Below are 13,340 nucleotides of genomic sequence, written 5' to 3' on the forward strand. Positions count from 1 at the left end.
AAGGCGGCTATGCTGCGCGCGGCCGGATCGCGGCCGATGGCAACAGGCGGCGGCATCCATGACCCGGACCAGGCCCTTCGGAAGGCTCGAGGATGGCACTGCGGTGCAGGCGTTCAGGCTCGGCGGCGGGCACGGGCTGACGGCGGAGATCCTCGACCTCGGCGGCATCCTGGCCGGCCTGGAGTTTTCCGGAGCGCAGGGGCGAACGCCCCTGGTCCTCGGCCTGGCCGACGCGCAGGCCTACTTCCGCGATCCGGCGTACCTGGGCATCCTGGTCGGCCGGTTCGGCAACCGCATCGCCGGGGCAACCTTCGAGCTCGACGGTCGCCAGCACCGCATCAGCGCCAACGAAGGTCGCCACCACCTGCACGGGGGCATGCTCGGCTTCGGCCGGCGACTGTGGACGGTGGAGGCGCACGAACAGGACCTGCTTGCGCTGCGCTACCGCTCGCCCGATGGCGAAGAGGGCTATCCCTGCAACCTCGAGGTCTCGGCGACCTACCGCCTGCACGGCGCGCACCTGCAGCTGGACTTCGAAGCGACCACCGACGCGCCGACGCCGTTCAATCCGACCCACCACCCGTACTTCAACCTCGCCGGCGATCCGGCGGTAGCGGCATCGGCGCAGTGGCTGCAGGTGCCGGCCAGCGGCTACCTGCCGGTGGACGAGGCGCTGATCCCGCTCGGCGAGGTGGCCGACGCGGGCGGATCGCCGTTCGACTTCCGCGTGGCGCGGACCCTGGAGGCGGCCTTCGACGGCGACCATCCGCAGTTGCGCCACGGCGGCGGCTACGACCATTGCCTGGTGCTCGACGCCGCCCGCGACCACGCGGCGATGCTGTACTCGCCGCACAGCGGCATCGCCCTGCGCATCGACAGCGACGCCCCGGCGCTGCAGCTCTACGGCGGCCAGGCCCTGGATCGCCAGCACCCGGGCATCGGCCGTGGCCTGTGCCTGGAGCCGCAGGGCTTTCCCGACGCGCCCAACCGCAGCGGGTTCCCCGATTCGATCCTGCGCCCGGGCACGGTGTTCCGGCGCCGCATCGACTACCGCTTCGCCTTGCCGGGCCGTGCCTGCGGCTGGGACGAGGTCGCCGCCGCGCTGGCGCGTGCCTGAGCCGCCTCGCCGCATTGCTATCTTGAAAAAAAGGCGACGGCCGGGAGCACTCCGGCTTTCGCGTCCCCGACCCCATTCCATGGAGACTGCATCCGTGCCAGCCATCAACCTCGCGATCGTCGGCGTCGGCAAGATCGTGCGCGACCAGCACCTGCCGGCGGTCGCCGCCAACGCCGGCTACCGGCTGGTTGCCGCGGCCAGCCGTCACGGCAAGGTCGACGGGATCGACAACTTCACTTCGATCGACGAGATGCTGGCGGCCGTGCCCGCGATCCAGGCGGTCTCGCTGTGCATGCCGCCGCAGTACCGCTACGAGGCCGCGGCCAAGGCGCTGGCGGCGGGCAAGCATGTATTCCTGGAGAAGCCGCCGGGCGCCACGCTCTCGGAGGTCGAGGACCTGGCTTCGATGGCGGACGCACGCGGCCTGACCCTGTTCGCCAGCTGGCATTCGCGCTATGCGCCGGCGGTGGAGGCCGCCCGCGAGTTCCTCGCCGGTACCCGCATCCGTTCGATGCGGGTGGCGTGGAAGGAGGACGTGCGCCAGTGGCACCCGAATCAGGAATGGATCTGGCGCGCCGGCGGACTGGGCGTGTTCGACCCGGGCATCAATGCGCTGTCGATCGTCACCCGGATCCTGCCGCGGCCGGTGTTCGCCACTGGCGCCACGCTGGAGTTCCCCGGCAACCGCGAGGCGCCGATCGCCGCCTCGATCACCTTCACCGACGCGCAGGGCCTGGACCTGGTCGCCGAGTTCGACTGGCGCCAGACCGGTCGGCAGCAATGGGACATCGTCGCCCGTACCGACGCCGGGGAGATGATGCTCTCCGAGGGCGGCGCGAGGCTGTCGGTGGATGGCGTGCGCGTGCACGACGAGCCCGAGCAGGAGTATCCGATGCTGTACCGCCGCTTCGCCGAACTGGTTGCCAGCGGCCGCTCGGACGTGGACACCGCGCCGCTGCGCCATGTCGCCGATGCCTTCATGCTCGGCCGGCGCACGCTGGTGGCCGACTTCCACGACTGAACCTCGACGGTGCGCCGGGGCGCACAGTGCCGTGGCCGGGCAGCTCACGCCTGCGTCGTAGGCGGCGTCCCGTAGACCGCCGCGGCGGCTTCCTGCAGCGCCTGCAGCACGGTGCGCGCGCCCGGCGAGAGCAGCCAGTCGGTGCGGGTGATGATCCCGAACGAGTCCATGCGGCAGGACAGCTGCAGCGGCAGGATCGCGACCACGCCATGCGCGGCGTAGTGGCGGGCCACGTCCACCGGCACCACCGCCACGTAGTCGCTCTCCTCGAGCATCTTGGTCATGAACACCAGCGCGGCGGTGGCGATCACGTGCCGGGGCGGCTGCAGCCCGGCGGCGCGGAACATCAGTTCGAAGCGATGGCGCAGCACGCTGCCCTCCGGCGGCACGATCCAGCGCGCCTGGGCGAGCTGGCGCAGGTCGGCCGCGCCCGGTGCCAGCAGCGGATGGCCCGGGCGCGCGATCGCGCAGACCTCCTCCTCGGCCAGGGCCTGGTAGTGCAGGTGGCGCTTGTCGTGGCGTTCGAACAGCCGCGCCAGCAGGAAATCGAGGCGGTTCTGCTCAAGCCGTTCCAGCAGCACGTCGCTGCTCTCCACCAGCAGCGAGATGCGCAGCTCCGGGTGCTGCCGGGTGATCCGGGCCAGGGCGGTCGGCAGCAGGGTCATCGCCGGCCCGGCGATCGCGCCGATGGCGACGCTGCCGGCCCAGCCGCCCTTCAGCGCCTCGATCTCCGCGCCGGCCTCGCCCAGGCTGGCCAGGGCGATGCGCGCGTGGCGGATCATGCTCTCGCCGTACCAGGTCGGCCGCATGCCGCGCGGCAGGCGCTCGAACAGCGATACGCCCAGCATCTCCTCCAGGTCCTTGAGCAGCTTGGAGGCGGCGGGCTGCGACATCGCCAGGGTCTCGGCGGCGCGGTGGATGTTGCCTTCCTCGTCGATCGCGATCAGCAGCATCAATTGCCGCGTCTTCAATCGGGCACGGACGAACCACGGCAGGGTCTGGGCCAAGCAGGTCACCTCGGCGATACGAATGTGCGTATATGTTATGCACCAATTTGTATTGGATGCATATGGCGGTAGCCGGCAGAATGCCGGCAGAGGCCCGCATGCCCGCCCGCAGGGCGCGCGTGCCTGCCAAACCTGCGAGGGCGGACCGAAGCGATGCGACTGATCCAGCTGGTGGACGAGGACGGGGCGACCCGGGTCGGCGAGGTCGACGCCGGCGGCGCGCAGGTGCGCCTGCTCGAAGGCCCGGCGAGCATGCACGCCCTGGCGACGGCCGCGATCGACGCCGGACGCAGCCTCGATGCGGAAGTAGCCGCGCTTCCCGGCGACACCCGGCTCGATTACGCCGCGCTGCTGCGCGAGGGGCGCGTGCTGGTGCCCTTGCACCACCCCGATCCGGCGCACTGCCGGGTCACCGGCACCGGCCTGACCCACCTGGGCAGCGCCGCGGCCCGCGACGCCATGCACCAGAACCTGCAGCAGCAGGCACAGGCCGGCACCCTCACCGACTCCATGCGCATGTTCCAGTGGGGCGTGGAGGGCGGGATCCCGGCGGCCGGCGAAGCGGGTGCGCAGCCGGAGTGGTTCTACAAGGGCGATGGCGGCATCGTGGTCGCGCCCGGGGCGCCGCTGCCGTCGCCGGATTTCGCCCTGGACGGCGGCGAGGAACCGGAGCTGGTCGGCCTGTACGTGATCGGCCCGGACGGCACGCCGCACCGGCTCGGATTCGCCATCGGCAACGAGTTCTCCGACCACGTCACCGAGCGCCAGAACTACCTCTACCTGGCCCATTCCAAGCTGCGCGCCTGCGCGGTCGGTCCGGAGCTGCGCACCGGCCCGCTGCCGCGCGACCTGCGCGGCACCAGCCGGATCCGCCGCGGCGACGCGGTGCTGTGGGAGAAGCCCTTCCTCACCGGCGAGGCGAACATGTGCCATTCGCTGGCCAACCTCGAGTACCACCACTTCAAGTACGCGGCCCATCGCCGGCCGGGCGACGTGCACCTGCACTTCTTCGGCACCGCCACCTTGAGCTTCGCCGACGGCGTGCGCGCCGAGCCCGGCGACGTGTTCGAGGTCGACCTGCCCGAGCTGGGCGCGCCGCTGGCCAATCCGTTGCGCACCGTCGCCGCCGGCTTCGCCCCCGGCGGGGTCCGCAGCCTGTAGGGTGGCGCAGGCAGTCGCCGCCCGCGGGCGGACCATGATCCAGGGAGCATTACCGTGAGCGAACAGCGTTTCAGCAGCTACATCGCCGGCCAGTGGGTCGAAGGCGACGGCAGCCATGCCGACGAGAACCCGGCCGACCTGGCCAGCCCGGTCGGCGGCTACGGCGTGCTCGACGCCGCGCGCACCGCGCAGGCGGTCGATGCCGCTGCCACCGCCTTGCCGAAGTGGGCCTTCACCACCCCGCAGCAGCGCGCCGACGTGCTCGACTTCGTCGGCAGCGAGATCCTGGCGCGCAAGGCGGAGCTGGGCCGGCTGCTGGCGATGGAGGAGGGCAAGACCCTGGCCGAGAGCATCGGCGAGGCCGCCCGCGCCGGGCAGATCTTCAAGTTCTTCGCCGGCGAGGCGCTGCGCATCCCCGGCGAGAAGCTGGCCTCGACCCGCCCCGGCGTCGACGTGGAGATCACCCGCGAACCCGTGGGTACGGTCGGCATCATCGCGCCGTGGAATTTCCCGCTGGCGATCCCGGCCTGGAAGATCGCCCCGGCGCTGGCCTATGGCAACACGGTGGTGTTCAAGCCGGCCGAGATCGTGCCGGGCTGCGCGTGGGCGATCGCCGAAATCCTGTCGCGCGCCGGGCTGCCCGAGGGCGTGTTCAACATGGTCCTGGGCAGCGGCCGGGTGGTCGGCCAGGCGCTGGTGGAACATCCGCGCCTGGACGCGCTGACCTTCACCGGCTCGGTGCCGACCGGCCACGCGCTGCTCAAACAGGCCGCCGCGCGCGCGCTCAAGGTGCAGATGGAGATGGGCGGCAAGAACCCGCTGGTGGTGCTCGCCGACGCCGACCTGGACCAGGCGGTGGAGTGCGCAGTCAACGGCGCCTACTTCTCCACCGGCCAGCGCTGCACCGCCTCGAGCCGGCTGATCGTGGAAAGCGCGGTCTACGACGAGTTCGTGGCGAAGGTGCAGGCGCGCCTGGCCAGGATCAAGGTCGGCGATCCGCTGGAACAGGGCGTGGACATCGGCCCGGTCGCCAGCGGCGCGCAGCTGCAGACCGACCTGTCCTACATCCAGGCCGGCCACGACGACGGTGCCGAGCTGCTCGCCGGCGGCGGGCGCGTGGAGTGGAAGACCCAGGGCCACTTCCTGGCGCCGACGCTGTTCGCGGCCAAGCCCTCGGACCGGATCGCGCGCGAGGAGATCTTCGGCCCGGTGGCCGCGCTGCTGCGCGCCGACGACTACGAGCAGGCGCTGGCGCTGGCCAACGACACCGAGTTCGGCCTGTGCGCGGGCATCTGCACCACCTCGCTGAAGCACGCCACACATTTCAAGCGGCATGCCCAGGCGGGCATGGTGATGGTCAACCTGCCGACCGCGGGCGTGGATCCGCACGTGCCGTTCGGCGGGCGCAAGGCATCCAGTTACGGTCCGCGCGAGCAGGGTCGCTACGCGGTGGAGTTCTACACGACGGTCAAGACCGCCTACACCGCGGCCTGACCGCCGCACATCCGCGGCCGCGCGCTGGAGGGCGCGCGGCATCCGCCGGGGCAGCCCCTGGCCGCGGCACCACCATATGCATCGAGGGAGGAGCGATGAACAAGGGTTTGAAGCTGGCCGTGGCGGTGTTGTGCGCGGCGGTGCTGGGCGCCTGCGGCAAGGGCGACGGTGGGGCGGCGGCCGGGGATGGCGCGATCACGGTCGGCTTCAGCCAGGTGGGGGCCGAGAGCGAGTGGCGCACCGCCAACACCCGCTCGGTGAAGGAGGCGCTGGCCGCGCCGGAGTTCAACCTCAAGTTCTCCGACGCGCAGCAGAAGCAGGAGAACCAGATCAAGGCGCTGCGCTCGTTCATCGCCCAGGGCGTGGACGTGATCGCGTTCTCGCCGGTGGTGGAGTCGGGCTGGGAGACGGTGCTGCGCGAAGCCAAGGCCGCCGGCATCCCGGTGGTGCTGACCGACCGTGCCGTGGCGGTCTCGGACGAGTCGCTGTACGCCACCTTCATCGGTTCGGACTTCGTCGAGGAGGGCCGCAAGGCCGCGCGCTGGCTGATCGAGGACAGCGAAGGCCAGGCCGGGCCGGTCCGCGTCGTCGAGCTGCAGGGCACGGTCGGCTCGGCCCCGGCCAACGACCGCATGAAGGGCTTCAAGGAGATCCTCGGCCAGGATCCGCGCTTCACCATCGTCCGCTCGCAGAGCGGCGACTTCACCCGGGCCAAGGGCAAGGAAGTGATGGAGGCGTTCCTCAAGGCCGAGGGCCCCGGTGGCATCGACGTGCTGTTCGCGCACAACGACGACATGGCCATCGGTGCGATCCAGGCGATCGAAGCCGCCGGACTCAAGCCGGGCGAGGACATCCGCATCGTATCCATCGATGGCGTGCGCGGCGCGTTCGAGGCGATGAAGGCCGGCAAGCTCAACGCCACGATCGAATGCAACCCGCTGCTGGGCCCGCAGCTGGCCGACCTCGTGCGCGACGTGCATGCGGGCCGGCCGGTGCCGCGCCGGGTCGAGGTGGAGGAGGGCGTGTTCACCCGCGAGCAGGCGGCCGCCGAGCTGCCGCGCCGCAAGTACTGAGCGTCGTGATGGCGATCGAGGCCTCGCGGTGTCAGCCCCGCGCGCTGGCGCCGGGCGTTCGCGCATGAGCGCGGTGGTGCTCGAGGCCACCGGCCTGCGCAAGCGCTTCGGCGCGACGGTGGCCCTGGACGGTGCGGGGCTGTCGCTGCGTGCCGGCGAAATCCATGCGTTGATGGGCCAGAACGGCGCCGGCAAGTCGACCCTGATCAAGCTGCTCACCGGCGTGGAAGCGCCGGATGCGGGCACGATCACCCTCGACGGGCGCACGATCGCGCCGGCCACGCCGCTGGATGCGCAGCGCGAGGGCATCAGCACCGTCTACCAGGAAGTGAACCTGTGCCCGAACCTGTCGGTGGCCGAGAACCTGTTTGCCGGCCGCTACCCGCGCGGGCGCCTGGGCCTGGTCGACTGGAAGCAGGTGCGCGCCGGCGCGCGCGCACTGCTGCGCGAACTGCACCTGGACATCGATGTCGACCGGCCGTTGTCGGGTTATCCGGTGGCGGTGCAGCAGATGGTGGCGATCGCGCGCGCGCTGGGCGTGTCGGCGCGGGTGCTGGTGCTGGACGAGCCCACCTCCAGCCTGGACGAGGGCGAGGTGCGCGAGCTGTTCGCGGTGATGCGCCGGCTGCGCGAACGCGGCATGGCGATCCTGTTCGTCACACATTTCCTGGACCAGGTCTACGCCGTGTCGGACCGGATCACGGTACTGCGCAACGGCGGCCTGGTGGGCGAGTTCCTGCCGGCGCAGCTGCCGCATGCCGCGCTGGTCACGGCGATGGTCGGGCGCGAGGTCGGGATGGCCGCGGGCCGCGACCCGGGCGGTGCCGGCGCCGGCGAAGGCGCGGTGCTGGTGGAGGCGCGCGGACTGGCGCGGCGCGGCAGCCTGCGACCGGTGGACCTGCAACTGAGGGCCGGCGAGGTGCTGGCGCTGGGCGGGCTGCTGGGTTCGGGCCGGACCGAGCTGGCGCGGCTGCTGTTCGGCCTGGACCGCGCCGACCAGGGCCGGCTGAGCATCGACGACGCGCCGGTCGACCTGCGCCATCCGGCCGAAGCGGTGGCGCACGGCCTGGCGCTGTGCCCGGAAGAGCGCAAGACCGAGGGCATCGTCGCGGGACTGTCGGTGCGCGAGAACATCGTGCTGGCGCTGCAGGCGCGGCTCGGCTGGCGGCGCGCGCTGGCTCCGTCGCGGCAACGCGAACTGGCGCGGCGCTTCGTCGCCCTGCTCGGCATCAAGGCCGGCGACATCGAAGCCGCCGCCGGCACCCTGTCCGGCGGCAACCAGCAGAAGGTGGTGCTGGCGCGCTGGCTGGCCACCGCGCCGCGGCTGCTGATCCTGGATGAACCCACCCGCGGCATCGACATCGCCGCCAAGCAGGAAATCATGGGCGAAGTGGTGCGGCTGGCGCGGGAGGGGATGGCGGTGCTGTTCATTTCGGCCGAGATCGAGGAGCTGACCCGCCTGGGCGATCGCATCGCGGTGATGCGCGATCGCCACCTCGCCGGCGAACTGCCCGGCGGCAGCAGCGGAGCGCAGGTGCTGGCGCTGATCGCCGGTGAAGCCGGAACCGGGGTGGAGGGCCCCGCATGAGCGCGGATGGCGCGACGCGGCGCGTGCTGCGATGGTCGCTGGCGCATCCGCTGTTCTGGCCGTTGCTGGCGCTGGGCCTGCTGCTGCTGGGCAACGGCCTGTTCAACCCGGGCTTCCTGGCGTTGCAATGGCGCGACGGGCACCTGTACGGCAACCTGGTCGACATCGCCAACCGCGCCGCGCCGCTGGTGCTGGTGTCGCTGGGCATGACCCTGGTGATCGCCGTGCGCGGCCTGGACATCTCCGTGGGTGCGGTGCTGGCGATCGCGGCCACGGTCGCCGCCTGGACGATCGCGCGCACCCAGGCCGCCGGCGCCGAGGGCCTGCTGCCGCTGTTCGCCGCGATCGCCGCGGCGCTGGCCGCCGCGGCCGCATGCGGGCTGTGGAACGGACTGCTGGTGGTCAAGCTGGGGTTGCAGCCGATCATCGCCACGCTGGTGCTGATGGTGGCCGGCCGCGGCATCGCCCAGCTGCTCAGCGATGGCCAGATCCTGACCATCTACTACGAACCGTTCGCCTTCCTCGGCAACGGCTTCCTGTTCGGGCTGCCGTTCTCGCTGTTCGTGGTCGCGCTGGTGTTCGTGGGCCTGAAGCTGCTGCTGGAGCGCAGTGCACTGGGCCTGTTCGTGCGCGCGATCGGCCACAACCCGGTCGCGGCGCACGTGGCCGGGGTGCGCGCCCGCGTCATCACCTGGGCGGCCTACGTGTTCTGTGGCTTCAGCGCGGGGTTGGCCGGGCTGCTGGTCAGTTCCAACGTCGCCAGCGCCGATGCCAACAACGCCGGCCAACTGCTCGAGCTCGACGCGATCCTGGCGGTCAGTCTCGGCGGCACCGCCCTGGCCGGCGGCCGCTTCAGCCTCGCCGGCAGCCTGGTCGGCGCGCTGATCATCCAGGCCCTGACCACGACCATCTATGCGATCGGCGTGCCGCCGCAGGTGAACCTGGTGGTCAAGGCCCTGCTGGTGCTGGTGGTGCTGCTGCTGCAGTCGCCGGCGTTCCGCGCGCAGCTGCGCGCGCGCTCGCGCCCGGCCGGGCATGGAGGCGGCGCATGAGTGCGGTGCCGGTTCGCGCCGGATGGCTGCCGCGGCTGTGGCGCGACCCACGCCACGTGTCGCTGGCGGTGACGGTGGCGCTGTTCGTGGCGATGTCGGTCGCCGGCGGCGTGCTGTACGACGGCTTCCTGTCGCCGCAGGTGTTCCTGAACCTGCTGATCGACAATGCCTTCCTGCTGATCGTCGCGGTGGGAATGACCTTCGTGATCCTGACCGGCGGCATCGACCTGTCGGTGGGGGCGGTGGTCGCCTTCAGCACGGTGCTGCTGGCCAGCCTGGTGCAGCACCACGGCTGGCATCCGCTGGCGGCGATCGCGCTGGTGCTGGCGCTGGGCACGGCTTTCGGCGCGGCGATGGGCGTGATGATCCAGCGCTACCGGCTGCCGCCGTTCGTGGTCACCCTGGCCGGCATGTTCCTGGCCCGCGGCGCGGCCACGCTGGTGAGCGTGGAGTCGATCGGCATCGACCACGCCTTCCACGTGGCCCTGGCCAACCTGCGGATTCCGCTCGGTGGCGGCGCCTCCCTCTCGTTCGGCGCACTCGTCGCACTGCTGGTCGTGGCCGGCGGCGCGGTCCTGGCCGGCATGACCCGGTTCGGTCGCGCCGTGTACGCGATCGGCGGCAGCGAGCAATCGGCCGCACTGATGGGTTTGCCGGTGGCCGCCACGCTGGTGCGGGTCTATGCCTTGAGCGGCTTCTGCTCGGCCCTGGCCGGCGTGGTCTACACCTTCTACATGCTCAGCGGCTACAGCCTGCATGGCAACGGCCTGGAACTGGACGCGATCGCCGCGGTGGTGATCGGCGGCACCCTGCTGGCCGGCGGCAGCGGCTACGTGCTGGGCACCCTGGTCGGCGTGCTGGTGCTGGGCCTGATCCAGACCCTGATCGTGTTCGACGGCAGCCTCAGTTCGTGGTGGACGCGGATCGCGATTGGCGCGCTGCTGCTCGTGTTCTGCGTGCTGCAGCGGCTGCTGCTTCGCACATCGCAGCGACGGCAGGCCGGATGAACGCCCACGCTCCACCGCGCAACGCCGCCGGCGCGCCGGCACGGCGCCGCTGGCGCGCGTGCCTGCTCCTGCTGGCCCTGGCGGCCTGCCCGCCGGGCCTGTGGCCGGCGCTGGCCGCGCCCGCGACCACCTGGATGGCCGACAACGGCAATGGCAGCTTCACCAACCCGCTCTTCTACGACGAGTTCTCCGACCCCGACCTGATCCGGGTCGGCGACGACTTCTACATGGTCGGGACCACCATGCACGCGGTGCCGGGCCTGCCGGTGCTGCACTCGCGCGACCTCGTCAACTGGCGCTTCCTGTCGTACGCGATGCCCGGCTTCGGGCCGGGCGACGCGTTCCGCCTCGCCAACGGGCAAGAGAGCTACGGGCAGGGCATCTGGGCCCCGTGCATCCGCTACCACGACGGCACGTTCTACATCTTCTCCAACATCAACGGCCATGGCGTGCAGGTGTTCACCGCGCGCGATCCGGCCGGTCCCTGGCAGCACCGCTCGCTCGGCCGCAGCCTGCACGACCTCTCGGTGCTGTTCGACGACGACGGCCGCGTGTACGCGGTCTACGACTACCAGCAGGTGCGGATGGTCGAGCTGAAGCCGGACCTGAGCGGCGTCGTCGAAGGCAGCGACCGGGTGCTCATTCCCGCCGGCCAGGCGATGGGCGAAGGCCACCACTTCTACAAGATCGACGGCCGCTACTACATCATCAGCGCCAACTACGCGCCGGTCGGGCGGATGCAGGCGGCGCGCGCGGACCGGGTCGAGGGTCCCTACGAAACGGTGGTGATCAGCGCCGGCGAAACCATGGGCACCCAGCGCGGCTGGTGGCTGGACAACATCGGCCAGCGCGATCCGCTGCCCACCGGTGCCACGCCGTTCCGCATGCACAAGCCCGGCGACAATGCCCTGGGCGCGGTGCCGCTGCACCAGGGCGGCATCGTGCAGCTGGCCAATGGCCAGTGGTGGGGCGTCTCGATGATGGACCTCAAGTCGGTCGGGCGCACGACCTTCCTCTCGCCGGTGACCTGGCACGACGGCTGGCCGTACTTCGGCCTGCCGGGCAACCTCGGCCGCTCGCCGCGCACCTGGACCAAGCCCGATGTCGGCATGGCGACCACGCCGTCGGCGACCTGGGAGCGCAGCGACGATTTCTCCGCGCCCGCGCTCAAGCCGCTCTGGCAGTGGAACCACGAACCGGTGCCGGGCCGCTGGTCGCTGTCCGAACGCCCGGGCGCGCTGCGCCTGCACAGCATGCCGGCGGACGGGTTCCTGTGGGCGCGCAACACGTTGACCCAGCGTGCCATCGGGCCCGAATCCTCGGCGACCGTGCAACTGGACGCCTCGGGACTGCGCCCGGGCGATACCGCCGGGCTGGGCCTGTTGAACATCCCCGCGGCGTGGATCGGCGTGGTCCGCGAGGAGGCTGGCCCGACCCTGCGCTGGTATGCGCAGGAGGGCGACCGGCATCTCGACGTGCCATTGCCGGCGGCGCGGGTGCACCTGCGCGCCAGCGCCGATTTCGACGACGATATGGCGCAGCTCGCGTACAGCCTCGATGGCGAGCGGTTCATCCCACTCGGCGATCCGCTGCGCACGCCCTACGGCCTGAAGACATTCCAGGGCGTGCGCTATGCGCTGTTCGCGTACAGCGCCCCGGGCGCCGCGGGAGGCCATGCGGATTTCGACGATTTCAGGGTCGAGGAACCGCTGGCCGACCGCTCGCGCAACGTTCCCTTCGGACAGGTGGTGCAGCTGTCGAACCGGGCCGATGGCAGCCTGGCCTGGATCAGTCCGCTGGGCATGCTGCGCTCCACCCGCGAGGGTGCCGGCGATGAGGGGACGCGCTTCCGAGTCCACGACCGCGGCCAGGGACGGGTGGCGCTGGAGGTGGTGGATGGCGGCGGCTTCCTGACGGTGGTCGGCGCCGGGCTTGCAGCGGACGTGCGCGTGGCGGCGCACGAGTCCGCGGACAGCCTGTTCATGTGGCAGGACATGCTGCGCGGCGAAGCCATGCTGCTGTCCTTGCGGACCCATCGTTACCTCGGCTTCTCGCCGGATTCGGGCGAGCCCTACGCGGCCGACCGGCCGGGCACGCGGCCGGACCGCCGCGACGGGACGGTGCTGGCCTGGCGCGCGGCGCGCTGAGCGGTTCAGCGCTTCGCGCGGCGGCGGTTCCGGCGCGCGCGGCAACATTGCCTATAATCGGCGACCTGTTGCCGGCCCGTGCCGCCGGCCGGCCAATGGGGGAACAGGCGTGTCGGACGACATCACCCGGTTGCTGCTGTCGTGGCGTGCAGGCGACCTGCAGGCCCGCGAGCACCTGTTCGACGCCGTGTACGAGGCGCTGCGCGAGATGGCGGTGTCGCGCCTGGGCGGTGGCCGCGGCGACGTCACCCTGCGCCCGACCTCGCTGGTCCACGAGGCGCTGCTGCGCATGCTTGGCCGTGATGTCGGCTACGTCGACCGCGCGCACTTCTTCGCCCTGGTCGCACTCAAGATGCGCGCGGTGCTGGTCGACCACGCCCGCGCCAACGTGGCTGCCAAGCGCGGCGGTGGCGCCATCAACGTGACGCTCTCGCACGTCGACAGCGGCGCGCACAACGAGGATGTCGGCGACTACGACGTGCTGGCCTTGCACCAGGCACTGGAGCAGCTGGGCTCGCACGACGAGCGTGCCGGGCGCGCGGTGGAACTGGCCTATTTCGGCGGCATGTCGCACGAGGAGATAGCCACCGTGCTCGAGGTATCCGTGCCGACCGTGGACCGCGACCTGCGCTTCGCGCGGGCGTGGCTCAACCGGCAGCTGGGCTGAGGCGTC

11 protein-coding genes are annotated in these 13,340 nt (G+C 71.4%); 10 read left to right on the top strand and 1 reads right to left on the bottom strand.

Annotated features, from left to right (window positions below; genetic code table 11):
• The first annotated feature begins 58 nt into the window (after window positions 1–58).
• Together ABKA19_RS12510 and ABKA19_RS12515 are read left to right on the top strand one after the other, a co-directional pair.
• On the top strand, window positions 59–1,117 hold the full coding sequence (locus ABKA19_RS12510; RefSeq protein ID WP_353689176.1) for an aldose epimerase family protein: 1,059 nt from the start codon (window positions 59–61) through the stop codon (window positions 1,115–1,117).
• 79 nt (window positions 1,118–1,196) lie between these two features.
• Entirely contained in the window at window positions 1,197–2,138 is a 942-nt protein-coding gene (locus ABKA19_RS12515; protein WP_353689177.1) for a Gfo/Idh/MocA family protein, read from the top strand.
• 44 nt (window positions 2,139–2,182) lie between these two features.
• Here ABKA19_RS12515 and ABKA19_RS12520 read toward each other — a convergent pair whose 3' ends face one another.
• Entirely contained in the window at window positions 2,183–3,145 is a 963-nt protein-coding gene (locus ABKA19_RS12520; protein WP_502945782.1) for a LysR family transcriptional regulator, read from the bottom strand.
• Between the two features lie 153 nt (window positions 3,146–3,298).
• Between ABKA19_RS12520 and araD1 the strand changes: the two genes are divergently transcribed.
• The 8 genes from araD1 to ABKA19_RS12560 all read left to right on the top strand — a co-directional run bounded on the left by araD1 (window position 3,299) and on the right by ABKA19_RS12560 (window position 13,334).
• A complete protein-coding gene (araD1, locus tag ABKA19_RS12525) occupies window positions 3,299–4,306 on the top strand; it encodes an AraD1 family protein (protein WP_353689178.1) in 1,008 nt (335 codons plus the stop codon).
• Between the two features lie 54 nt (window positions 4,307–4,360).
• A complete protein-coding gene (locus ABKA19_RS12530) occupies window positions 4,361–5,800 on the top strand; it encodes an aldehyde dehydrogenase family protein (protein ID WP_353689179.1) in 1,440 nt (479 codons plus the stop codon).
• Between the two features lie 95 nt (window positions 5,801–5,895).
• A complete protein-coding gene (locus ABKA19_RS12535; RefSeq protein WP_353689180.1) occupies window positions 5,896–6,873 on the top strand; it encodes an ABC transporter substrate-binding protein in 978 nt (325 codons plus the stop codon).
• A 64-nt stretch (window positions 6,874–6,937) separates the two neighbouring features.
• Window positions 6,938–8,461, top strand: coding sequence for a sugar ABC transporter ATP-binding protein (locus ABKA19_RS12540; RefSeq protein WP_353689181.1), 1,524 nt, complete (start codon window positions 6,938–6,940; stop codon window positions 8,459–8,461).
• Window positions 8,458–9,513 (top strand): ABC transporter permease, encoded by a 1,056-nt coding sequence (locus ABKA19_RS12545; protein ID WP_353689182.1) that lies wholly within the window; start codon window positions 8,458–8,460, stop codon window positions 9,511–9,513. The genes ABKA19_RS12540 and ABKA19_RS12545 overlap by 4 nt, the downstream gene beginning before the upstream one ends.
• The gene (yjfF, locus tag ABKA19_RS12550; protein WP_353689183.1) at window positions 9,510–10,520 is read left to right on the top strand and encodes a galactofuranose ABC transporter, permease protein YjfF; all 1,011 of its coding nucleotides are present in this window, start codon (window positions 9,510–9,512) and stop codon (window positions 10,518–10,520) included. The genes ABKA19_RS12545 and yjfF overlap by 4 nt, the downstream gene beginning before the upstream one ends.
• A complete protein-coding gene (locus ABKA19_RS12555; RefSeq protein WP_353689184.1) occupies window positions 10,517–12,667 on the top strand; it encodes a glycoside hydrolase family 43 protein in 2,151 nt (716 codons plus the stop codon). Before yjfF ends, ABKA19_RS12555 begins: the two co-directional genes overlap by 4 nt.
• 109 nt (window positions 12,668–12,776) lie before the next feature.
• Window positions 12,777–13,334, top strand: coding sequence for an ECF-type sigma factor (locus tag ABKA19_RS12560; protein WP_353689185.1), 558 nt, complete (start codon window positions 12,777–12,779; stop codon window positions 13,332–13,334).
• Window positions 13,335–13,340: the final 6 nt, after the last annotated feature.

The sequence above is a fragment of the Pseudoxanthomonas sp. Soil82 genome (genome assembly GCF_040446535.1).
Taxonomy (GTDB): Bacteria; Pseudomonadota; Gammaproteobacteria; order Xanthomonadales; family Xanthomonadaceae; genus Pseudoxanthomonas; species Pseudoxanthomonas kaohsiungensis.